The organism is Scandinavium sp. UTDF21-P1B (assembly GCF_040750395.1).
In the GTDB taxonomy this organism is placed as follows: domain Bacteria; phylum Pseudomonadota; class Gammaproteobacteria; order Enterobacterales; family Enterobacteriaceae; genus Scandinavium.
Genome location: NZ_JBFLVD010000006.1, coordinates 90,314 through 113,838, shown reverse-complemented (window position 1 = coordinate 113,838; position 23,525 = coordinate 90,314). Strand labels below are relative to the sequence as shown.

Here is a 23,525-nt window from a genome sequence, read left to right as displayed (position 1 = left end):
GATTTTTCTCAAACGTAATGTATTAACCCTGATTCTCCCATAACGGACCTCCATGACCAACTACAGCCTTCGCGCGCGCATGATGATCCTGATTCTGGCTCCGACCGTGCTCATCGGTTTGCTGCTCAGCATCTTCTTTGTCGTTCACCGCTACCACGATCTGCAGCGTCAGCTGGAAGATGCCGGAGCCAGCATCATTGAGCCGCTCGCGGTATCCAGTGAATATGGCATGAACCTGCAAAACCGCGAGTCAATTGGGCAGCTAATTAGCGTCCTGCACCGCCGCCATTCGGACATCGTGCGGGCAATTTCGGTTTACGACGAACACAACCGGCTGTTTGTTACCTCGAATTACCATCTCGATCCGAGCGAACTCCAGCTGCCGAAGGGCGCGCCGCTCCCCCGCAAGTTAAACGTTCACCGCAGCGGCGATCTGATGATCCTGCGTACGCCTATCATTTCCGAAAGCTATTCACCGGATGAGTCGCCGTCGTCGGATGCCAAAACGCCGATCAATATGCTCGGCTACGTGGCGCTGGAGCTGGATCTGAGATCGGTTCGTCTGCAGCAGTACAAAGAGATTTTCATCTCCAGCGTGATGATGCTGTTCTGTATAGGCATCGCGCTGATATTCGGCTGGCGTCTGATGCGCGATGTCACCGGGCCAATACGCAATATGGTGAATACCGTCGACCGTATCCGGCGTGGTCAGCTCGACAGCCGCGTGGAAGGCTTCATGCTCGGCGAACTCGACATGCTGAAAAACGGCATCAACTCGATGGCGATGTCGCTTGCCGCCTATCACGAAGAGATGCAGCACAACGTCGACCAGGCGACCTCCGATCTGCGCGAAACCCTGGAGCAGATGGAAATCCAGAACGTCGAGCTGGATCTCGCCAAAAAGCGTGCCCAGGAAGCGGCGCGCATTAAATCTGAATTCCTCGCCAATATGTCGCATGAGCTGCGAACGCCGCTGAATGGCGTGATTGGCTTTACGCGCCTGACGCTGAAAACCGATCTCAACCCAACCCAGCGAGATCACCTCAATACCATTGAACGTTCAGCGCATAATCTGCTCTCCATCATCAACGACGTGCTGGACTTCTCGAAGCTGGAAGCGGGCAAGCTGGTGCTCGAAAGCATTCCGTTCCCGCTGCGCAATTCGCTGGATGAGGTTGTCACGTTGCTTGCTCACTCTGCCCACGATAAAGACCTTGAGCTGACGCTGAACATCAAAAACGACGTGCCGGATAACGTGATTGGCGACCCGCTGCGCCTGCAGCAGATCATTACAAACCTGGTCGGTAACGCGATTAAATTCACTGAAAACGGCAATATCGACGTGCTGGTAGAGAAGCGCTCGATGAGCCACAACAAAGCGCAGATTGAGGTACAGATTCGCGACACCGGCATCGGCATTCCTGAGCGCGATCAGTCCCGCCTATTCCAGGCCTTCCGTCAGGCAGACGCCAGCATTTCGCGACGTCATGGCGGTACCGGGCTGGGTCTTGTTATCACCCAGAAGCTGGTCAAAGAGATGGGCGGTGATATCTCCTTCCACAGCCAGCCGAACCGCGGCTCGACCTTCTGGTTCCATATCAATCTCGATCTGAACCCCAACGTGGCTTCCGATAGTCTGGCCACCGCGTGCCTGGCCGGGAAACGGCTGGCATACGTTGAAGCCAACGCTGCCGCGGCGCAGTCCACGCTGGATTTACTGGCGACTACGCCGCTGGACGTGGTTTATAGCCCGACCTTCTCCGCTTTACCGGAAGAGCGCTACGACATTCTCTTGATTGGGGTGCCCGTGTCCATGCGGGACCTTAGCCTTCACACCGATAAGCTTGAACGCGCCTATTCCATGTCCGATTTCCTCGTGCTGGGGCTCCCGTGTCATGCTCAGGTAAACGCCGAAGCGCTGAAAAAAGCGGGCGCTGCCGCCTGCCTGCTGAAGCCACTCACCGCCACTCGCTTATTGCCAGCGCTGACGGAGTATTGCCGGATTAACCAGACGCCGGAAGAAGCGATCCCTGCCGATTCGCGCCTCGGTATGTCAGTGATGGCGGTGGACGATAACCCGGCCAACCTGAAGCTTATCGGCGCCCTGCTCGAAGATCAGGTGCAAAACGTCGAGCTGTGCGACAGCGGCCTGCAGGCAATTGAGCGGGCGAAGCAGATGCAGTTCGACCTGATTTTAATGGACATTCAGATGCCGGATATGGACGGCATTCGCGCCTGTGAGTTGATTCACCAGCTGCCGCACCAGCAGCAAACACCGGTGATTGCGGTGACCGCACATGCCATGGCGGGCCAGAAAGAGAAGCTTCTGAGCGCCGGGATGAATGACTATCTGGCGAAGCCCATTGAAGAGAGCAAGCTGCATAACCTGCTGCTGCGCTACAAGCCAGGGATGAGCGCCCCGTCCGTTGAGGTTCCGGAATCGCATCCGCCGGTGAATATCGATACCACGTTCGACTGGGCGCTGGCGCTGCGTCAGGCAGCCAATAAGCAGGATTTGGCGCGGGATATGCTGCAAATGCTGGTGGAGTTCCTGCCGGAAATCCGCAACAAGGTGGAAGAACAGCTGGTGGGCGAAAAGCCGGAGGACCTGGTCGATGCCATCCATAAGCTGCACGGCAGCTGCGGCTACAGCGGCGTGCCGCGGCTAAAAAATCTGTGCCACCTGATTGAAGGCCAGCTGCGCAATGGTGCCTCGCCGGAAGATCTGGAGCCCGAGCTGCTGGAGCTGCTGGACGAGATGGACAACGTCGCCCGGGAAGCCCGCGAGATTTTGGGGTAATGTAAATTCACGGCTACCCTCTCCCTTTGGGAGAGGGGCAGCTCAATAAACTGACCCCATCCTGAGCACCGCCGCCACGTTGCGCGCCGTGCGTCTGACGTTCTCCTGCGCACCCGCCAGCGCGTCTTCAAGCGTACCCACCTGACAGAGCACGCTGAATACCGCATCCAGACCGTGCTGATGCACAACCTCAACGTCGTCGGTCAGGCTACCGGCAATGGCAATCACCGGGATGTTAAAACGCTTTGCCACTTTCGCGACGCCAACGGGAACCTTACCGTGAACGGTCTGGCTGTCGATTCGTCCTTCGCCGGTAATAACCAGCGTGGCGTCGGCCACCTTTTCCGCCAGCTGGAGCGCTTCGGTCACAATCTCAATGCCCGGGCGCAGCGTTGCGCCGCAAAAGGCAAACAGCGCGGCGCCCATACCGCCTGCCGCGCCCCCGCCTTCAAGGCGCAGTACATCAATATTTAAATCACGTTGAATAAGCGTGGCATAGTGCGTCAGCGCCGCATCCAGCCGCGGGATCATTTCCGCATTCGCGCCTTTTTGCGGCCCAAACACGGCCGTAGCGCCCTCTTTCCCCGTCAGCGGATTGGTGACGTCGCAGGCGACGTGAATGTGGCACTCTGCCAGGCGCGGATCCAGCCCGGAAAGCTCAATCTTTGCCAGCTGCTCCAGCCCTTCCCCTCCCGGCGGGATTGGCTGCTCATTTTCAGTCAGCAGCTTCACGCCTAACGCCTGCACCATTCCGGCTCCGCCGTCGTTGGTGGCGCTGCCGCCGATACCGATGATTATCTCTTTCACTCCCGCATCCAGCGCGTGGCGAATCAGTTCGCCCGTGCCCCACGACGTCGTTTTCAGCGGATTACGCTTCGCGGGCGGCACGCTTTCCAGACCGCTGGCGGCCGCCATTTCGATAAACGCGGTGTGCTCATCGCCGGAAATACCGTAGAACGCCTGCACCGGTTCGCCCAACGGGCCGGTAACGTCCACCGTGATAACGCGCCCCCGGGTAGCGGCAACCATCGCTTCCACGGTGCCCTCACCGCCATCCGCCACCGGAATTTTGACGTACTCAGCATCGGGGAATATCTGCCTGAAGCCTGCCTCAATGGCGCAGGCCACCTCCAGCGCGCTCAGGCTTTCTTTGTATGAATCCGGGGCTATCACGATTTTCATAGGCTGTCCTTAACGGGGTTACGGCATTTTTCCATTAGCGCACCATGCACGGGCGCTTGTTGTCGAACGTCCATCCTGGAATAAGATACTGCATCCCCATGGCATCATCACGTGCGCCGAGCCCGTGTTTCCGATACAGCTCATGAGCATGCATAACGCGGTCCATATCCAGCTCAACGCCGAGGCCAGGCGTGGAGGGCACCTGAACCATGCCGCCTTTGATCTCAAACGGTGAGTTGGTCAGTTGCTGATTGCCCTCCTGCCAAATCCAGTGAGTGTCGATGGCGGTAATTTTGCCCGGAGCAGCAGCGGCCACGTGGGTGAACATCGCCAGCGAAATATCGAAATGATTATTGGAATGCGAGCCCCAGGTGAGGCCAAACTCATGACACATCTGCGCCACGCGCACCGAGCCCTGCATCGTCCAGAAGTGCGGATCCGCCAACGGAATATCCACGGACTGGAGCGAAAGCGTGTGCCCCATCTGCCGCCAGTCCGTCGCAATCATGTTGGTGGCCGTCGGCAGGCCGGTCGCGCGGCGGAATTCCGCCATCACTTCTCGCCCGGAGAAGCCCTGCTCCGCGCCGCACGGATCTTCCGCATAGGCCAGCACGTTACGCAGCTGCTTGCCGATTTTTATCGCTTCATCCAGCGACCAGGCCCCGTTCGGGTCGAGCGTAATGCGCGCCTGCGGGAAGCGTCCGGCAAGCGCAGTCACCGCTTCGGCCTCTTCCTCGCCGCTCAGCACGCCGCCTTTCAGTTTAAAATCATTGAAGCCGTATTTTTCATAGGCCGCTTCCGCCAGGCGCACGACCGCATCCGGCGTCATCGCTTCATCGTGGCGCACGCGGTACCAGTCGCATTTGTCATCCGGCTGGCTCTGATACGGCAACGGCGTACGCTGACGATCGCCGACGAAGAACAGATAACCGAGCATCTCCACTTCGCTGCGCTGCTGCCCGTCGCCCAGCAGGGATGCGACGTTGACGCCCAGATGCTGACCGAGTAAATCCAGCAGCGCCGCTTCAATGCCCGTCACCACGTGAATAGTGGTACGCAGATCGAAGGTTTGCATGCCACGGCCGCCAGAGTCGCGATCGGCAAAGGCAGTGCGCACAAGGTTGAGAACGTTTTTATATTCGCCAAGGGTTTTACCCACCACCAGCGCCGCGGCATCTTCCAGGGTCTGACGAATTTTCTCACCACCGGGAATTTCGCCGACGCCGGTATGCCCGGCATTATCCTTAATCAGAACGATATTGCGGGTGAAGAACGGCGCGTGCGCCCCGCTCAGGTTCATCAGCATGCTGTCGTGCCCGGCAACCGGGATCACCTGCATTGAGGTCACGATTGGCGTGGAGTGTTGAAGCGTCATCATGCAATCCTTTTAGTTTGAGCGACCGAAAACGGGACGTTTGCGATCGAATGTCCAGCCTGGGATCAAATACTGCATCGGCAGCGCGTCATTGCGCGCCCCTCCGGGCAGGCGTTTGTATGCATCGTGCGCCTTTTCAACCTGTGACCAGTCAAGCTCAACCCCGAGCCCTGGCGCCTCCGGCACGGCGATTTTGCCGTTCTCAATTTGCAGTGGATTTTTGGTCAGCCTGGCATCGCCTTCCTGCCAGATCCAGTGTGTATCAATGGCGGTCGGCTTGCCAGGCGCTGCCGCACCGACGTGGGTAAACATGGCAAGCGAGATGTCGAAGTGATTATTCGAATGGCAGCCCCAGGTCAGCCCCCAGTCGTCGCAAAGCAGTGCCACGCGTACCGCGCCTGAAAGCGTCCAGAAATGCGGGTCTGCCAGCGGGATATCAACGGCATTAAGCATCACCGCGTGCCCCATTTCACGCCAGTTAGTGGCGATCATGTTCGTTGCCACCGGCAGGCCCGTCGCCCGGCGAAATTCCGCCATCACTTCACGCCCGGAAAAACCCTGCTCCGCGCCACAGGGATCTTCAGCGTAGGTCAGAACATCCTGCATGCCTTTGCACAATGAAATGGCTTCATCAAGCAGCCATGCGCCGTTCGGATCGACTGTGATACGCGCATCAGGAAAACGCTTTTTGAGCGCTTTCGCCGTCTCAATTTCCTGCTCGCCCGGCAGCACGCCGCCCTTAAGCTTGAAATCTTTGAAGCCATACCTGTCCTGTGCCGCCTCGGCCAGTCGCACTACGGCAGAAGACGAGAGCGCTTCCTGATGGCGCAGGTGATACCAGTCGTGGCCGTCACGCCGCCCTTCGGTATACGGCAAATCCGTTTTGTTGCGATCGCCGATGTAAAACAGATATCCCAGCACCGTCACCGCATCGCGCTGTTTGCCCGGTCCTAACAGCTCGCAAACGGGGACGTTCAGCGCCTGACCGAGCAAATCCAGCAATGCGGCCTCCAGCGCCGCCACGGCGTTGACCTTCAGTTCGAACGTCCAGGCACCTTTGCCGAAGGTATCGAAATCCGCGGCCTGATTGCCTTTATGAACCTGCTGCACGACCCGGTTCATGCGCGCAATTTCCTGGCCGACAACCTGCGGAATGGCCTCCACCAGCGTCTGGTAAATAACTTCCCCGCCGGGCGCCTCCCCGACGCCGGTATGCCCGGCGTTATCGGTGAGCACCACGATATTGCGCGTAAAGTAAGCATGGTGCGCGCCGCCGATATTCATCAGCATGCTGTCCTGCGCCGCAACGGGGATAACCTTCATGTCAGTGATAATTGGGCTTGCCTGAGTATTCATGCCGTACGCTCCGCGACAGGTTTAAGTTCGATACGTTTGATGTCGCCCACCAGCGCCAGATAGCTCAGAACCGCCACCAGCGCATGAATACCGACGTAGATAAGGGCCCAGTTGAACGATCCGGTGGTCGCCACGATGTAACCGATGGCGATAGGCGTCACGATGCCGGAGACGTTACCGAACATATTGAACAGACCGCCGCTAAGGCCGCTTATCTCTTTCGGTGCCGTATCTGCCATCACCGCCCAGCCCAGCGCACCAATGCCTTTGCCAAAGAAGGCCATCGCCATAAAGCCGATGATCATCCACTCCGCGTTAACATAGTTACAGAAGACCATGGTCATCGACAGCAGCATGCCGAGCACAATTGGCGTTTTACGCGCCACGTTCAGCGAACCGCTTTTGCGCATCAGCCAGTCAGAAACGATCCCGCCCAGCACGCCGCCGACGAAGCCGCACACCGCCGGAATGGAGGCGACAAACCCCGCTTTGAGAATCGACATGCCGCGCGCCTGCACCAGATACACCGGGAACCAGGTGATGAAAAAGTAAGTCAGGGCGTTGATACAGTACTGGCCCAGATAGATGCCAATCATCATGCGCGAGCCGATCAGTTGCTTAATCTGCCCCCATTTGTCACGCATCGGCACATGCTGCGTGGTCTTTTTCTGATCCATATTGATCAGCGCCCCGCCTTCGGCAATGTAATCCAGCTCTTTCTGGTTCACGCCGGGATGCCGGTTGGGTTCGTGGATCATCTTCAGCCACAGGAGGCTAATCAGGATCCCAAGCCCGCCCATAAAGAAGAACACGTGCGACCAGCCCACCTCGTGAGTCAGCCAGCCCATGATTGGCGCAAAGATCACCGTTGCGAAATACTGGGCGGAGTTAAAAATGGCTACCGCGGTGCCCCTCTCCTGCGCGGGGAACCACGCCGCGACGATGCGACTGTTGCCCGGGAAGGACGGCGCTTCAGCGAGGCCCACCAGGAAGCGCAACGTAAACAGCGCCACGATAATGCCGAAACCGTTGAAGATATCGACGAAGCCCTGCAGCAGGGTGAACATCGACCAGGTAAAGATCGACCAGAAATAGACTCGTTTGGACCCGAAGCGATCAAGCAGCCAGCCGCCGGGGATTTGACCTATCACGTAGGCCCATGAAAAAGCAGAGAAAACATATCCCATACCGACCGGATCCAGGCCAATATCTTTGGCCATTTCAGACCCGGCAATGGAGAGGGTGGCGCGGTCGCCGTAGTTGAAGGAGGTGACGATAAACAGCATCACCACAATCCAGTAGCGCGCGTTAGTCCGCTTTTCAGCAGCCGCCGTCGCCTGACTTAGTGAACTCATTGTTGTACTCCTGAGGCTTCCCTCATTCTGAACAACGCAACCTGTAGGGTAATCAGAATGATGTCTGTTTTTATGGCGGCATCGCCCGGAGGTTTGCCACGTTTTATTTACCGGCGGAGATAAGTATAAAAACGCGCACTCACGGGCTCACCGTGCATACACACAGCATTCATGGAGTGGGAAAAGGTGTTTTGGGGCTTATGCCCAGGAGGATGGGGGCTGGTTCACGAAATCCGTTCAGGACGGAAAAGAGGTACCCTTCGGCTGAAGGGCACTGACGGTCAACTGAGTAGCGTAGCCCAGTGTTCAACCCACGGGTTGGAAACGCTTTCCGGTTCAGGATCTTCGCTGGCGTCAATCATCAGCATCTCGCCGATGCGCTGCGCGCCCTGCTCCTGCAATAGCGCATCAAATTTTTTGCCGCCGCCGCAGAAGTGCGAATAGGTGCTGTCACCGAGCGCAATAATGCCGTAGCGCAGATGAGGCTGATACATGTCCTTGATGCCTTCATACAGCGGCACGATGCTGTCCGGCAGATCGCCCTGCCCGGTGGTGGACGTCACGACAAGGGCATATTTCCCCTGGTATGATGCCCAGTCGTCAACTTCCGGATCTTCAAAGACCGTCGCCTGATGGCCGTGTGCCTTGAGAAGGGTTTCTGCTTCTTCCGCCACCAGCAGTGCATTCCCGTACATGGTGCCAACAAAAATACCCACTTCCGCCATTACTTTTCTCCCTGAATCATTCAGTTATGCGGTCATCCTGACCGTTGTCCGGCGCAAACTCAACCCTTTCAACGTCAGGGAGAAGGCCGCGCCAGCCGAAATGTGACAATGCCTGCATCCAGACGTCATCAAGTCTTGCACGTATCACCAGCGGCTTACCGGTGAAAGGATGCGTCAAATGCAGTTCGCTTGCGTGCAGCATTAAGCGATTACAGCCGAAATGTTCCGCCGCGCTGCGGTTCTGGCGCAGATCGCCGTGCTTGCTGTCGCCGAGGATCGGATGACGCAGATGACTCATGTGGCGACGCAGCTGATGCTTGCGCCCGGTTTTCGGGTCGAGCTCCACCAGGCCGTAGCGGGTGGTAGGATAGCGCCCGGTAGCAACCGGCATCTCTACCGTCGCCAGGCCGCGATAATGCGTTACCGCGGCCTGGGCTTCTTTGTCTTCACGAGCAAATTTGTCGGCGATTTTATCCAGTTCTTCCACCAGCGGATAATCAAGCACCGCCTCCTCCGTCAGCCAGCCGCGCACGATGGCATGATAGCGCTTCTGAATCTGATGCTGCTCAAACTGCAGCGAAAGACGGCGGCCTGCTTCGCTCGATAATCCCATCAGCAATACGCCGGATGTTGGTCTGTCCAGACGATGCACGGTAAATACGTGCTGACCAATCTGGTCACGTACGGTCTGCATCACCACCACTTTTTCATCGCGATCGAGCCAGCTACGGTGAACCAGCCAGCCGGAAGGTTTATTGACTGCGACCAGCCACTCATCCTGGTAGAGGATTTCCAGCATCAGTCGTCAACACCAGCAAACAGCGCATCGAGCTGCTCAAGCTCCGGCAGGATGATCGCACGGAACGGGTGGCCCGCCTCAAGGGCGATTTCATAATAGGGCGCCACGGCGAAGCTTTGCGGCAGTGGCTGCTGGCTCTCGATAAGCTGGTGCATACGGGGGATCAGCACCCATTGCAGCCATTCGAGCGGCTCCAGCGTATCCATACAGAAAGGCTGTGTGCTTTCGAACACGCTGGCATCCGGCGCGTAGTCCTGCCAGTGCTGATGTTCGCGCAGCAGTGATTCAATCGCGTGCAGGCGCAGGCGCACGCTGTCGTGATGGCTCATGAAAACCTCGAATGAGACGTCGAAATGGAAATCTGCGGCGCAGGATACCATCGGTAGAAAGGGAAATAAAAAAAGGGAGCACTGTTTTTACACAGTGCTCCCGGTTCGTTTCGCAGCAATCCAGCTACTTTTGGTGCTCCCTGCTCATCCGTGACAACTTTTCCTGCGGTCTCCTGACCAGTTCATCCGTAAACTTCCGCGTCCTGCTCGCACCACCCCGATGCGATTTCACTTATCCGTAAGCGTGTCCCGATCTTCCTGATCCACCGACCATCCTGACCGGCTCTCTTTCTCCATCCTGGAGGTGTCCTTTAACGCGTCCTGCGTCATCCTTTTGCTTGCATCCTCAAGCCTGTCCTTGCAGCACCGTCCTGGTGTGTCCTGCTGAAACGTCATCATCCTGATGTTCGTTTCGTTGTGCGACTCCCTGTCGACGTGTATAGAATCCCTTATTCCGCCTCGTCTTACAAGGCTCTTGTAGGGCATCCGGTAAGCTTAATTTCATATGAAAGCCGCAAAGAGAGAACATAACTGCTTGATTAAATGAGATAATTTCAAAAGCGCAGCGGCAATGTCAGTCTTACAAGGTGGCGATCTCTCACAAGGCCTGTAAGAGATCTCTCACAGAGATGCCAGGCCAATGGATTACACAAGAGGATCAAGGTGACTCAGGAAGCTTGCCATGGAGGCGGAAAGCGTGGTGCGGTTGCGGGTACCGAGCGTTTCAAGAAGCACTTCGCCCGTCAGATTACAGACGGAAATGACGTCCAGTTCGCTATCGAGCGTGCCGATAAACAGCGTCGGTGAAAGCTTAAGGCGCTTCTGGGTGACCAGATGCCCAATCAAATTTTCCTGCACGCGGCGAAAATCATCCGGGCTCCAGACCTGCAGCAGCGTGAGCTGGCGTTCGCCAAACGTCGCAGGCATGTCACCCGCAAACTGACTGGTATAATAAGTTTGAAGCGGGTGTTGTACCACAATATCCAGCGCCCTTTCAACCGCTTCCAGCGTGGGCGTCAGGCTAAACGGCTGAGGCTGCCAGAATACCGCCTCCTCTTCTGTACCCGTCACGCATGGGGAAGGTACTCCGTACAGCTCTTCACTGCGCGGTGAGGTGCCATGACGTTGCTGCCAGGCATCACAATAACGTTGGGTAAACGCCTGTAAGGCTGTTGCGGTCTGCTGATCCACTGCTTTCTCTCTCCAGGTCAACCAGGATAAACTGAGCCTATTAGTCTACCTGCTTTATGACGGTGAAACATGTCTTCTTATGATAACCACCAGGCGCTCTCCGGCCTGACGCTCGGCAAATCAACTGATTACCGGGACGTTTACGACGCCAGCCTGCTGCAGCCCGTGCCGCGCAGCCTCAATCGCGATCCGCTTGGCCTGCACGCCGACAACCTGCCCTTTCACGGCGGTGATATCTGGACGCTGTACGAACTCTCCTGGCTGAACGAGAGAGGCCTGCCGCAGGTGGCGGTCGGCCACGTTGAGCTGAGCGACACCAGCCTTAATCTGGTTGAATCGAAAAGTTTTAAGCTCTACCTCAACAGCTTCAACCAGACTCGTTTTGCCAGTTGGGAAGAGGTGCGTGCCACGCTCGAACGCGATCTTCGCGAATGTGCGCAAGGTGACGTCAGCGTCGCGCTGTTCCGCCTGGAGGAAACAGAAGGCCAGCCAATTGCCCATTTCCACGGCACCTGCATTGACGATCAGGACATTGAGATCGACAGCTATGAGTTCAGCGCCGACCATCTCCAGGATGCCGCCAGCGGCAAAATCGTTGAAGAGACGCTGGTCAGCCATCTGCTGAAATCCAACTGCCTGATTACCCATCAGCCGGACTGGGGCTCAGTGCAGATTCAGTACCGCGGGCCGAAAATCGACCGGGAAAAGCTGCTGCGTTACCTGGTCTCTTTCCGCCATCACAATGAGTTCCATGAGCAGTGTGTAGAACGCATTTTTAGCGACATTCAGCGCTTCTGCCAGCCGGAGTTCCTCAGCGTTTATGCGCGCTATACGCGCCGCGGCGGGCTGGATATCAATCCCTGGCGCAGCAACACCGACTTCGTCCCCGCCACCGGGCGTCTGGTGCGCCAGTAACATAAATCATTGCAAAATAAAGCGCGGCCTCTGCCGCGCTTGAGACTGATGACAAGCCTCTGACAGGTAAACATTTATCATCAGTCACTCGGCAAAAAACAAGGAAAATCAATTCTTTGATTTTCGGCTGATAACGGCAAAGAAGGAAAAACCACGCTTTTTCCTTCTTTTGTCCATGAACTGAAGCGCGGCCTCTGCCGCGCTTTTTCTTGTGGAAAGCAAACAGGCAAGGCTATTGTAATCATCAGGGAAGACGATACTCGTCCCGTAAGGAGCTCACTTGATTACACATATTAGCCCGCTTGGCTCAATGGATATGCTGTCGCAGCTGGAAGTCGACATGCTAAAAAGCAATGCCAGCAGCGACCTGTACCAGCTGTTCCGCAACTGTTCACTGGCTGTACTCAACTCAGGCAGTCTCACCGATAACAGCAAGGAACTGCTGTCCCGCTTTGAAAGTTTCGACATCAACGTGCTGCGCCGCGAGCGCGGTGTGAAGCTGGAACTGATTAACCCGCCGGAAGACGCCTTCGTTGACGGTCGCATCATTCGCTCGCTGCAGGCCAACCTGTTTGCCGTTCTGCGCGATATTCTGTTCGTCTACGGTCAGATCCATAACACCGTCCGCTTCCCGAATCTTGATCTGGAAAGTTCTGCCCACATTACCAACCTCGTGTTCTCAATTCTGCGTAACGCCCGCGCGTTGCACGTGGGTGAAGCACCGAGTATGGTCGTTTGCTGGGGCGGTCACTCCATTAATGAAAACGAATATCTTTATGCCCGTCGCGTCGGCACCCAGCTTGGCCTACGCGAACTGAATATCTGCACTGGCTGCGGTCCGGGCGCGATGGAAGCGCCGATGAAAGGCGCCGCCGTTGGCCACGCGCAGCAGCGTTATAAAGAAGGGCGCTTTATCGGCATGACCGAACCGTCGATCATCGCCGCCGAGCCGCCAAATCCGCTGGTGAACGAACTTATCATCATGCCGGATATCGAAAAGCGCCTGGAAGCATTCGTGCGCATCGCCCATGGGATCATCATCTTCCCGGGCGGCGTAGGCACTGCGGAGGAGCTGCTGTATCTGCTTGGTATCCTGATGAACCCGGCGAACAAAAACCAGGTCCTGCCGCTGATCCTGACCGGGCCGAAAGAGAGCGAGGACTACTTCCGCGTGCTGGACGATTTTATCGTGCATACGCTTGGGGAAGCCGCTCGCCGTCACTATCGCATTATCGTGGACGATCCTGCGGAAGTGGCGCGTCAGATGAAGAAAGCGATGCCGCTGGTGAAAGAGAATCGCCGCGACACGGGCGATGCCTATAGCTTCAACTGGTCGATGCGTATCGCGCCGGATCTGCAGCAGCCCTTCGAACCGACCCATGAGAACATGGCGAACCTGAAGCTTTATCCCGATCAGCCGGTCGAAGTGCTGGCGGCTGACCTGCGCCGTGCCTTCTCAGGTATTGTCGCCGGTAACGTGAAGGAAGTGGGGATCCGGGCCATTGAAGAATTTGGCCCGTACAAAATTCATGGCGACAGTGAGATGATGCGCCGGATGGACAAGCTGCTGCAAAGCTTTGTGGCGCAGCACCGCATGAAGCTGCCGGGCTCCGCCTATATCCCCTGCTACGAAATCTGTTCCTGAGAAACCCTCTCCTGACTTCAGGGCGGCGCATAAGCCGCCCTTATCTTTTCCTGTCGATCAGAAAAAACGCCCCCTGTCGAAAGCGTTAAATATTCACATAAATTATATTAAAGCGATTTAAAGCGCTATTTTCGCTACCTTTTCCAGCAAAACATACGTTTTCATCATGGCAAACGTTCCCTGCTCATACTGCCAATGATAGTCTCCGCGCCAATAAACGGCCGTTAACTCGCAAAAAGCAGTCTGATGGTCTAAAAACCTTCTTTCAGGAAGTGTTTTATCGCATTTGAGATCGCGATCACTGATACATTGATAACTTAAATGTATCTTTCCGGCCCCATACAATCACGGGTGAAAATCATAATAAAACCCCGTTTGGCACGAATTTATTTTACCGTCAGTCATTTATTCATTGGATTTGACCAAATAACTGACAATTTGCTTCCTCCAGGAGATACAGATGGAAACCATTCAGACCAGCACCATTGCCTCGGCTGAAAGTCGTAGCGGATGGCGTAAAACGGACACAATGTGGATGCTGGGCCTTTACGGCACGGCGATCGGTGCGGGCGTACTGTTCCTGCCGATCAATGCCGGCGTCGGCGGGATGATCCCGCTTATCATCATGGCAATCCTTGCTTTCCCGATGACCTATTTCGCACACCGCGGCCTGACCCGCTTCGTGCTGTCCGGTAAAAACCCGGGCGAAGACATCACTGAAGTAGTTGAAGAACACTTCGGTATTGGCGCAGGTAAGCTGATTACCCTGCTCTACTTCTTCGCAATTTACCCCATTCTGCTGGTGTACAGCGTAGCAATCACCAACACCGTCGAAAGCTTTATGACTCACCAGTTGAGCATGACGCCGCCGCCGCGTGCGATCCTGTCCCTGATCCTGATTGTCGGCATGATGACCATCGTGCGCTTCGGCGAGCAGATGATCGTCAAAGCGATGAGCATTCTGGTGTTCCCATTTGTAGTTGCCCTGATGCTGCTGGCCTGCTACCTGATCCCACAGTGGAACGGTGCCGCGCTGGAAACGCTGTCGCTGAGCAGCGCATCTTCTACCGGTAACGGCCTGTGGATGACCCTGTGGCTGGCAATTCCGGTCATGGTGTTCTCCTTTAACCACTCCCCGATCATCTCCTCCTTTGCCGTGGCAAAACGTGAAGAGTACGGCGTGGATGCAGAGAAGAAGTGCTCCAAAATTCTGGCCTTCGCTCACATCATGATGGTGCTGACCGTGATGTTCTTCGTGTTCAGCTGCGTGCTGAGCCTCTCCCCGGCAGACCTGGCGTCCGCGAAAGAGCAGAACATCTCTATCCTGTCTTACCTGGCAAACCACTTTAACGCACCGCTGATTGCCTGGATGGCACCGATTATTGCGATTATCGCCATCACTAAATCCTTCCTCGGCCACTACCTTGGCGCACGTGAAGGCTTTAACGGCATGGTGATCAAGTCCCTGCGTAGCCGCGGTAAAACCATTGAAGTGAGCCGCCTGAACAAGATGACTGCGGTGTTCATGCTGGTGACCACCTGGATTGTGGCAACCCTGAACCCAAGCATCCTCGGCATGATTGAGACCCTGGGTGGTCCGATTATCGCGATGATCCTGTTCCTGATGCCGATGTACGCCATCCAGAAAGTACCTGCAATGCGTAAGTACAGCGGCCACATCAGCAACGTGTTCGTGGTCATCATGGGCCTCATCGCCATCTCCGCGATTTTCTACTCCCTCTTCGGTTAATCCCTGGCGCCGCCTCCGGGCGGCGTTTTTCTTTACAGCAATGGACGCATCATGATCAGCGTATTCGATATTTTCAAAATCGGCATTGGTCCTTCCAGCTCGCACACCGTCGGGCCAATGAAAGCGGGCAAGCAATTCACGGATGACCTGATTGCACGCAATATTCTCACGGACGTTACCCGCGTGGTGGTGGATATTTACGGCTCGCTTTCCCTGACCGGCAAGGGCCACCATACCGATATCGCCATTATCATGGGCCTGGCAGGCAACCTGCCGGACACCGTCGATATCGACGCCATCCCGGCTTTCATCCAGGACGTGAACACGCACGGTCGCCTGCTGCTGGCGAACGGTGAACATGAAGTTGAGTTCCCGGTAGACCACTGCATGAACTTCCATGCCGATAACCTTTCCCTGCACGAAAATGGGATGCGTATCACGGCCCTGAGCGGCGACAAAGCCGTTTACAGCCAGACGTATTACTCCATTGGCGGTGGGTTTATCGTCGATGAAGCGCATTTTGGCCTGAGCAACAGCGCCCCTCTGGAAGTGCCGTATCCGTATAAAAATGCGGCCGATCTACAGCGCCACTGCCAGGAAAGCGGCCTCTCGCTCTCCGGACTGATGATGCAGAACGAGCTGGCGCTGCACAGCAAAGCAGAGCTGGAGCAGCACTTTGCTGCCGTGTGGGATGTGATGAAATCCGGCATTGAGCGCGGGATCACCACCGAAGGCGTGCTGCCGGGCAAACTGCGCGTACCGCGTCGTGCGGCTGCGCTGCGCCGTATGCTGGTCAGCCAGGACAAAACCACCAGCGATCCGATGGCAGTCGTGGACTGGATCAACATGTTTGCGCTGGCGGTGAATGAAGAGAACGCCGCCGGTGGCCGCGTAGTGACGGCTCCAACCAACGGCGCCTGCGGGATTGTGCCTGCTGTGCTGGCGTACTATGACAAGTTCATCCGCGAAGTGAACGCCAACTCGCTTGCCCGCTACATGCTGGCCGCCAGCGCCATTGGCTCGCTCTACAAGATGAACGCCTCCATTTCTGGTGCGGAAGTGGGCTGTCAGGGCGAAGTCGGCGTGGCCTGTTCCATGGCGGCGGCGGGTCTGGCAGAACTGCTGGGCGGCAGCCCGATGCAGGTTTGCATCGCCGCAGAAATCGGCATGGAACATAACCTCGGCTTAACCTGCGACCCGGTTGCAGGCCAGGTTCAGGTGCCGTGCATCGAGCGTAACGCGATTGCGTCCGTCAAGGCCGTCAACGCTGCACGTATGGCGCTGCGCCGGACCAGCGAGCCGCGCGTTTGCCTCGATAAAGTCATCGAAACCATGTACGAAACCGGGAAAGACATGAACGCCAAATACCGCGAAACCTCTCGCGGCGGCCTGGCGATGAAAATCGTTACCTGCGACTGACCCTGCAACAGACGCCTCGTTTTGCGAGGCGTCTTCCTGATTTCACTCATCCATTCGCCTCACCTTCTTCCCGATGTTACCCTAAGCGCCTTGCTATTCGGGAGGGAACTCATGGCCGTACATCTGCTTATTGTCGATGCGCTGAATCTGATTCGTCGCATTCATGCCGTTCAGGGCTCGCCCTGTGCCGACACCTGCCTGCATGCGCTGCAACAGCTGATTATTCACAGCCAGCCGACGCACGCCGTGGCCGTGTTCGACGACGAAGCCCGCAACCAGGGCTGGCGACATCAGCGCCTGCCGGACTATAAGGCCGGGCGCTCACCGATGCCGGACGATCTGCATGCCGAAATGGATAACATCCGTCATGTCTTTGAACAGAATGGCGTATGCTGCTGGGGTTCAGCCGGAAATGAAGCCGACGATCTCGCGGCCACGCTCGCGGTAAAAGTGGCAGAAGCCGGGCATCAGGCGACCATTGTTTCCACGGATAAAGGCTATTGCCAGCTGCTCTCCCCCACCATTCGCATCCGCGACTATTTCCAGAAGCGCTGGCTGGACGCGCCCTTCATCGCCCAGGAGTTTGGCGTCACGCCGCAGCAGCTGCCGGATTATTGGGGACTGGCCGGAATAAGCAGTTCGAAAGTACCGGGCGTGGCAGGCATCGGCCCCAAGAGCGCCACCGAGCTGCTGGCGCAGTTTCCCAACCTCGAAGCGATTTATCAGCATCTGGACGACGTGCCAGAGAAGTGGCGCAAAAAGCTCGCCGAGCATCAGGAGATGGCGTTTATCTGCCGGGAAGTGGCGACATTACAGACGGATTTACAGCTGGACGGGAATCTGCAGCAGCTAAGACTGGTGAAGTAATTACCCCTCACCCCGGCCCTCTTCCCAGAGGGGCGAGAGAGAAAACCAAAACGTATTCGGTTGTCCCTTCTTCATGCGGAAATGCGGGGAAGAAAATCAAAATCCAGAACGGCTCGATCGGTTCCCTCTCCCTTTCAGGGAGAGGGTTAGGGTGAGGGTAAAAATTACCGCTCGTCGCGACGACCACCGACCGCAGCCCACATGCGCCGCACGTGAACGGTCACTTCCTCACGATCGTGATAAAGCTGGCGAGCCTGAATCTGCGCCGCAATGCCGTGCTCATCCAGCTGTGCCTGAATGTAAGCCAGGTTCTGCGACACTTCCTCATAGCGTTTTTTCATCGGCAGCTTGAGGTTAAAGATGGTTTCGCGGCACCAGCCGTTGACCAGCCACTGCGCCATCAGCGCGGCAACCTTCGCCGGTTTCTCAACCATATCGCACACCATCCAGGAGATGTTGCTGCGGTTTGGTCGATAGCGGAAACCGTCTTCGCGCAGCCAGGTCACCTGCCCGGTATCCATCAGGCTTTGCGCCATCGGGCCGTTATCCACTGACGACACCCACATATTGCGCTTCACCAGCTGATAGGTCCAGCCGCCAGGACAGGCGCCCAGATCCACCGCATACATTCCATTTGCCAGGCGCTCATCCCACTCGTCGGCGGGAATAAATACGTGGAAAGCTTCTTCCAGCTTGAGCGTGGAGCGGCTTGGCGCATCGGATGGAAACTTCAGGCGCGGAATGCCCATATAGAAAGGCGAGTTGTTGGTCGTGAGCGAATAACCTACATAACAGCAGCCCGGCGCGATAAAGAACACGTGCACCACCGGGCGCTTCGGCGTTTCATACGCGGCCAGCACTTTCGCTTCACGCAGCGCCGCACGGAGCGGCACGGTGAACTTGCGGCAAAACTTCATCAGCTCTTTACTTTCGTTGGTGTCTGCCACTTCAACGCGTAAGTCACCGCCCTTTTCCACCACGCCCGTGAGCATGCCGACAACCGGCGTGATGCGATCTTCTGGCGGAAGATCGGTTAATAACTCGCAGGCCACAAACATCTGGCGGGCAAAAATCAGCGAGCTGAACGGCAGCTCTTTGATCAGCTTTTCCGCCTCACCTTCCTGATAACACTCAAAAATCACATAGCCCGAGTTATCTTTCACCCGGGCAAAACCATATACGCCAAGGCGGGACGCCTTGTCAGAAATCTCTGCTGCGCACTCTTTCTCAAAACCCTGACGGCTGTAGAGGACAACCTTATTCATGCGCGATACCTTTACGCTTTAAACGAATAGCGCCAATCAGCATCAGCACCCAACCGGCGAGGAAGCTCACGCCGCCGACCGGGGTGACAAATGCCCAAAGGCGTAAATGCGACAGCGCCAGACAGTAGAGGCTGCCGCTGAATAATACGGTTCCCAGCGCCATAAATACGCTGCTCCAGTAGAACCAGATGCTGATGCGGCGCTGCATCGCCACCGCCAGACCGAAAATCGCCAGGGTGTGGAACGCCTGATATTCAAGGCCGGTCTGGATCCAGCCCATCTCCACCACGCCGAGCGATTTGCTTAATACATGTGCGCCGAACGCACCCAAGGCAACAAACACAAAGCCACTGATAGCGGCAAAAATCAGCATGAAGCGACTGGTCATGTCATTTTCCTGAAGTCATTTATTGTTCGTAACGGAAACGAAATTTTTCTTGCTCGCTTGCCGCTTTCGCCAGGATCCACTGCCGGAAAGCAGCTATTTTACCCAGTTCCGCCTGGCTGTCATGGCAAACGAGGTAAAACGCGTTCTTGCTGACCAGAACATCATTAAACGGGCAAACCAACCGGCCTGCCTCAATTTCGGACTGCGCCATCACGTTATTGGCCAGTGCGATCCCTTGTCCATGGATAGCCGCCTGCAGCACCATCGCGCTGTGGCTGAAAATCGGTCCCTGTTGAACGTTGATATGGTTTAAGCCCAACTGGCGAATATAGGTTTGCCAGTCGCGGCGGGAAGCATCGTGTAACAGCGTATGTTGCGCCAGATCTGCGGGCGTTTTCAATGCCTTCTCGCCAGTGAGCAGCAACGGCGAGCAAATGGGCAACAGATATTCCGCATAAAGCTTTTCGACGCGCAGCCCCGGCCAGTTACCGCGACCATAGAAAATCGCCACGTCGACGTCGTCCGCAAGCTTATCCTCCTGGCGATCTACTGCCTGGATTCTGACGTCAATTCCCGGATAAGCTGAGTTAAAGCTTGCAAGGCGCGGCACCAGCCACTGAATGGCAAAACTCGGCAGCATGCTGACCGTCAACGCCCCTTTGGCGCTGCGGGCCTGAAGTTTACGCGTTGCTTCGGTTAATTGCGAAAAGATCTCTTTGATATCGAGAAAATAGCTCTGACCTTCTTCCGTCAGCAGCAGGGAACGATTGCGGCGTCGAAAGAGCTTTAAGCCCAGGAAATCCTCGAGTGACTTGATCTGATGGCTCACCGCGGCCTGGGTAACGAAGAGCTCGTCTGCGGCGCGAGTGAAGCTGAGATGACGGGCGGCGGCATCAAATACACGTAATGCATTCAGAGGAGGTAAACGCTTCGACATGGTTGTTTTGGCTTAGATGTTAACTGAATTTAACAATTAGATTACATCACGTAACCTATTAGTTTTTTTTATCTGAGCCATTATAATTTGTCCGTTGAGGTTCTACCAGCAAATACCTATAGTGGCGGCACTTCCTGAGCCGGAACGAAGAGCTTTTTTCGGAATGCGTGTTCTGATGGGCTTTTGGCTTACGGTTGTGATGTTGTGTTGTTGTGTTTGCAATTGGTCTGGAATTCAGACCTCGGTAGCGAGACTACCCCCTTTTCACTTCCTGTACATTTACCCTGTCTGTCCATAGTGATTAATGTAGCACCGCCAAATTGCGGTGCTTTTTTTTGCTTTCAATTCAATCGTTACTGATCCATTTCGACCATTTCTTTCACGTCAGTACGGTTGATTTGCTGCTTGTTACCGTTGGCATCTTTGTACGAAATCATGCCGGTATCATTATCGGTCTGCGGTTTCCCGTCGGCGATAATTGTTCGCCCGTCATTGGTGTGCATCACGTAGTTAGGGCCAGAACAAGCGCTCAGAGCAAAAGTCATCATACAGGCAGAAATCAGTGCGGCAGTCTTTTTCATATTCTTCTCCTTTAGCAATTAATGCTGGATATCGAGCTACAATTAACAAGCAAAAATAGTCTCCTGACTTATTTCAGCATAACGCACTGCCACAAAGCTGCCACTATTCCTGGACAATTCCGAGGGACAAGCCGCGTCTTGCCCTGCTGCCCGTTTTGCGCGACGATCGCCACACTGGAATGAGGAAAATCATGCACACATTCAACCCGGCGCATTTTCGCGCCCAGTTTCCGGCCCTCAGCGATGCCGGAGTCTATCTTGATAGCGCCGCCACTGCGCTGAAGCCGCAGGCTGTTATCGATGCGACCACACAGTTTTACAGCCTGAGCGCAGGTAACGTGCACCGTAGCCAGTTTGTGGAGGCGCAAAAGCTCACCGCCCGGTATGAAGCCGCTCGCGAACAGGTCGCCGCGCTTATCAATGCGCCGGACGGTAAAAACATCGTCTGGACCCGCGGAACTACGGAAGCCATCAATATGGTGGCCCAAAGCTATGCCCGACCACGCTTGCAGGCCGGAGACGAAATCATCGTCAGCGTAGCGGAACACCACGCTAACCTCGTGCCGTGGCTGATGGTTGCAGAGCAAACCGGCGCGAAGATCGTTCAGCTCCCGCTGCGGGCAGATCGTATTCCGGACGTTGAGCAACTTTCCTCACTAATCACCCCCCGAAGCCGCATCCTGGCGCTGGGGCAAATGTCCAACGTGACCGGCGGCTGTCCGGATCTGGCTCGCGCCATCCGGTTGGCGCACGCTGCCGATATGGTCGTGATGGTCGACGGAGCACAAGGTGTAGTGCATTTCCCGGCGGACGTGCAGGCGCTGGATATCGACTTCTATGCCTTCTCCGCCCACAAGTTGTATGGCCCGACGGGCATCGGCGTGCTTTATGGCAAAGCGGAATTGCTCGAGGGCATGTCACCGTGGCTTGGCGGAGGCAAGATGATTACCGAAGTGACCTTCGACGGCTTTAAAACCCAGCCGGTGCCGTATCGTCTGGAAGCCGGCACGCCGAACGTTGCGGGCGTGATTGGCCTCAGCGCGGCGCTGGAATGGCTGAATAACGTGGATGTGGTGCAGTCAGAAACCTGGAGCCGAGGCCTGGCCACGCTTGCGGAAGATGAGCTGTCTCGTCGCCCGGGTTTTCGCTCGTTCCGCTGTCAGGACTCGAGTCTGCTGGCCTTTGATTTCGCCGGGGTACACCACAGCGATATGGTCACGCTGTTGGCTGAATATGGCATCGCGCTGCGGGCCGGACAGCACTGCGCCCAGCCGCTGCTGGCGGCACTTGGCGTCAGCGGAACTTTGCGCGCCTCTTTCGCCCCTTATAATACTCAGGAAGATGTCCACGCTCTGGTGCACGCCGTGGATCGGGCCCTCGAATTACTGGTGGATTAAATGACAAGCCCAGCACTCGCCGGACACCCGTTCGGCACAACCGTCTCTGAAGCATCGCTACGCGAGCTTTTTGGCCCGCTGACGCAGTGGGAAGACAAATACCGTCAGCTGATCCTGCTGGGGAAACAGCTTCCCGCGCTTGCGGAGGATTTTAAAGCTCAGGCTCAGGAAATTGCCGGGTGTGAAAACCGCGTCTGGCTTGGTTTTACCCGTTTGCCGCAGGGCAAATTGCACTTTTACGGCGACAGTGAAGGCAGGATCGTTCGTGGTTTACTGGCCGTGCTGCTGACGACCATTGAAGGGAAAACGGCGGATCAGCTGAAAGCCAGCGATCCGCTTGATTTCTTTGATGAGCTTGGTCTGCGTGCCCAGCTCAGCGCGTCCCGTAGCCAGGGGCTGAACGCGCTGCGGGATGCCGTGTTAAGCGCCGCTCGCGAGGTTTAAGCCTGACGTTCGGCTTTCGCCAGCATCTTCTTCAGCGCATGAGACACAGCGATAAAACCAAAGGTCGCGGTTACCATTGTTGCCGCGCCAAAACCGGAAGCACAATCCATGCGCTTCGGCCCTTCGGCGGTGCTTTTCATCGCACACACTGAGCCATCCGATTGCGGATACACCAGCGCTTCAGTCGAAAACACGCAGTCCACGCCGAGCTTACCTTTGCCGTTCTTCACCACGCCGAAATCGCTTTTCAGCCGTTCGCGCAGCTTTGCCGCCAGCGGATCCTGGATCGTTTTCGCCAGATCCGCGACCTGGATTTGTGTCGGATCGATCTGACCACCCGCACCGCCCGTAGTGACCAATGGCACCTTGTAGCGACGGCAGAAGGAGATCAGCGCTGCTTTCGGGCGCACGCTGTCGATGGCGTCAATCACGTAGCTGAAGCCGGCCCCCATATATTCCGCGACGTTGGCCGGGGTGACGAAATCATCCACTACCGTGACGCGGCATTCCGGGTTGATCTGACGAATGCGCTCCGCCATCACCTCAGCTTTGGCAAGCCCGACGTTACCCCCGAGCGCATGAATTTGCCGGTTGGTGTTGGTGACGCAGACATCGTCCATATCAATCAACGTGATGGCGCCAATGCCGGTGCGGGCCAGCGCTTCCGCCGCCCAGGAACCGACGCCACCGATCCCGACCACGCACACGTGCGCATCGGCAAACACCTGCAAAGCTTTTTCACCGTATAAACGGGCCGTGCCGCCAAAACGCTGACGCCAGGCATCGCTAAGAACAACTGACATAA

At 56.4% G+C, this 23,525-nt stretch carries 21 protein-coding genes; 8 read left to right on the top strand and 13 right to left on the bottom strand.

From position 1 onward, the window contains the following. The first annotated feature begins 52 nt into the window (after positions 1-52). On the top strand, positions 53-2,800 hold the full coding sequence (gene barA, locus AB1287_RS03350) for a two-component sensor histidine kinase BarA (protein ID WP_435616930.1): 2,748 nt from the start codon (positions 53-55) through the stop codon (positions 2,798-2,800). Between the two features lie 42 nt (positions 2,801-2,842). Here barA and AB1287_RS03345 read toward each other — a convergent pair whose 3' ends face one another. From AB1287_RS03345 to syd, 8 genes are all read right to left on the bottom strand, one after another. Beyond that, the gene (locus AB1287_RS03345; RefSeq protein WP_312629815.1) at positions 2,843-3,982 is read right to left on the bottom strand and encodes a glycerate kinase; all 1,140 of its coding nucleotides are present in this window, start codon (positions 3,980-3,982) and stop codon (positions 2,843-2,845) included. A gap of 34 nt (positions 3,983-4,016) precedes the next feature. Then, positions 4,017-5,357: a glucarate dehydratase gene (gene gudD / locus AB1287_RS03340; protein WP_435616980.1), complete on the bottom strand. Its 1,341-nt coding sequence runs from the start codon at positions 5,355-5,357 to the stop codon at positions 4,017-4,019. A 12-nt stretch (positions 5,358-5,369) separates the two neighbouring features. After that, the gene (locus tag AB1287_RS03335) at positions 5,370-6,713 is read right to left on the bottom strand and encodes an enolase C-terminal domain-like protein (protein WP_435616929.1); all 1,344 of its coding nucleotides are present in this window, start codon (positions 6,711-6,713) and stop codon (positions 5,370-5,372) included. Further along, entirely contained in the window at positions 6,710-8,068 is a 1,359-nt protein-coding gene (locus AB1287_RS03330) for an MFS transporter (protein ID WP_435616928.1), read from the bottom strand. The genes AB1287_RS03335 and AB1287_RS03330 overlap by 4 nt, the downstream gene beginning before the upstream one ends. Positions 8,069-8,349: 281 nt before the next feature. Then, on the bottom strand, positions 8,350-8,793 hold the full coding sequence (locus AB1287_RS03325; RefSeq protein ID WP_312629819.1) for a flavodoxin: 444 nt from the start codon (positions 8,791-8,793) through the stop codon (positions 8,350-8,352). 16 nt (positions 8,794-8,809) lie between these two features. Then, the gene (gene truC / locus AB1287_RS03320; protein ID WP_435616927.1) at positions 8,810-9,592 is read right to left on the bottom strand and encodes a tRNA pseudouridine(65) synthase TruC; all 783 of its coding nucleotides are present in this window, start codon (positions 9,590-9,592) and stop codon (positions 8,810-8,812) included. Then, on the bottom strand, positions 9,592-9,921 hold the full coding sequence (locus AB1287_RS03315) for a YqcC family protein (RefSeq protein ID WP_435616926.1): 330 nt from the start codon (positions 9,919-9,921) through the stop codon (positions 9,592-9,594). Before AB1287_RS03315 ends, truC begins: the two co-directional genes overlap by 1 nt. A gap of 645 nt (positions 9,922-10,566) precedes the next feature. After that, positions 10,567-11,112: a SecY-interacting protein gene (gene syd, locus AB1287_RS03310; RefSeq protein WP_435616925.1), complete on the bottom strand. Its 546-nt coding sequence runs from the start codon at positions 11,110-11,112 to the stop codon at positions 10,567-10,569. Between the two features lie 69 nt (positions 11,113-11,181). On the opposite strand from syd, the gene queF reads away from it, so the two are divergent. The 5 genes from queF (at position 11,182) to xni (ending at position 17,708) form a co-directional block, all read left to right on the top strand. Then, positions 11,182-12,027 carry an NADPH-dependent 7-cyano-7-deazaguanine reductase QueF gene (gene queF / locus AB1287_RS03305; RefSeq protein ID WP_312629826.1) on the top strand — a complete coding sequence of 282 codons (846 nt, stop codon included), beginning with the start codon at positions 11,182-11,184 and terminating at the stop codon, positions 12,025-12,027. A gap of 280 nt (positions 12,028-12,307) precedes the next feature. Beyond that, complete coding sequence (gene ppnN / locus AB1287_RS03300; RefSeq protein WP_312629827.1) at positions 12,308-13,672, top strand: nucleotide 5'-monophosphate nucleosidase PpnN; 1,365 nt, start codon at positions 12,308-12,310, stop codon at positions 13,670-13,672. Positions 13,673-14,132: 460 nt separating this feature from the next. Beyond that, a complete protein-coding gene (locus AB1287_RS03295; protein ID WP_312629829.1) occupies positions 14,133-15,422 on the top strand; it encodes an HAAAP family serine/threonine permease in 1,290 nt (429 codons plus the stop codon). 51 nt (positions 15,423-15,473) lie between these two features. Continuing rightward, positions 15,474-16,841 carry an L-serine ammonia-lyase gene (locus AB1287_RS03290; RefSeq protein WP_435616924.1) on the top strand — a complete coding sequence of 456 codons (1,368 nt, stop codon included), beginning with the start codon at positions 15,474-15,476 and terminating at the stop codon, positions 16,839-16,841. Positions 16,842-16,952: 111 nt separating this feature from the next. After that, positions 16,953-17,708, top strand: a complete 756-nt coding sequence (gene xni, locus AB1287_RS03285; protein ID WP_312629832.1) for a flap endonuclease Xni — start codon at positions 16,953-16,955, stop codon at positions 17,706-17,708. Between the two features lie 164 nt (positions 17,709-17,872). Here the strand turns inward: xni and rlmM are convergent, their stop codons facing one another. The 4 genes from rlmM to AB1287_RS03265 all read right to left on the bottom strand — a co-directional run bounded on the left by rlmM (position 17,873) and on the right by AB1287_RS03265 (position 20,879). After that, a complete protein-coding gene (gene rlmM / locus AB1287_RS03280; RefSeq protein WP_312629834.1) occupies positions 17,873-18,973 on the bottom strand; it encodes a 23S rRNA (cytidine(2498)-2'-O)-methyltransferase RlmM in 1,101 nt (366 codons plus the stop codon). Further along, the gene (locus AB1287_RS03275; protein WP_312629836.1) at positions 18,966-19,361 is read right to left on the bottom strand and encodes a DUF423 domain-containing protein; all 396 of its coding nucleotides are present in this window, start codon (positions 19,359-19,361) and stop codon (positions 18,966-18,968) included. Before AB1287_RS03275 ends, rlmM begins: the two co-directional genes overlap by 8 nt. A 19-nt stretch (positions 19,362-19,380) precedes the next feature. Then, positions 19,381-20,298, bottom strand: a complete 918-nt coding sequence (gene gcvA / locus AB1287_RS03270; protein ID WP_312629838.1) for a glycine cleavage system transcriptional regulator GcvA — start codon at positions 20,296-20,298, stop codon at positions 19,381-19,383. Positions 20,299-20,651: 353 nt separating this feature from the next. Further along, a complete protein-coding gene (locus AB1287_RS03265; protein ID WP_312629840.1) occupies positions 20,652-20,879 on the bottom strand; it encodes a YgdI/YgdR family lipoprotein in 228 nt (75 codons plus the stop codon). A 191-nt stretch (positions 20,880-21,070) separates the two neighbouring features. Here AB1287_RS03265 and csdA point away from each other — a divergent pair, with 191 nt between their 5' ends. Together csdA and csdE are read left to right on the top strand one after the other, a co-directional pair. Continuing rightward, positions 21,071-22,276: a cysteine desulfurase CsdA gene (gene csdA / locus AB1287_RS03260; protein ID WP_435616923.1), complete on the top strand. Its 1,206-nt coding sequence runs from the start codon at positions 21,071-21,073 to the stop codon at positions 22,274-22,276. Then, positions 22,277-22,720: a cysteine desulfurase sulfur acceptor subunit CsdE gene (gene csdE, locus AB1287_RS03255; protein ID WP_312629843.1), complete on the top strand. Its 444-nt coding sequence runs from the start codon at positions 22,277-22,279 to the stop codon at positions 22,718-22,720. It begins immediately after the preceding gene. Here the strand turns inward: csdE and tcdA are convergent. Next, the gene (gene tcdA, locus AB1287_RS03250; RefSeq protein ID WP_312629844.1) at positions 22,717-23,523 is read right to left on the bottom strand and encodes a tRNA cyclic N6-threonylcarbamoyladenosine(37) synthase TcdA; all 807 of its coding nucleotides are present in this window, start codon (positions 23,521-23,523) and stop codon (positions 22,717-22,719) included. The genes csdE and tcdA overlap by 4 nt on opposite strands. Between the last annotated feature and the right edge of the window lie 2 nt (positions 23,524-23,525).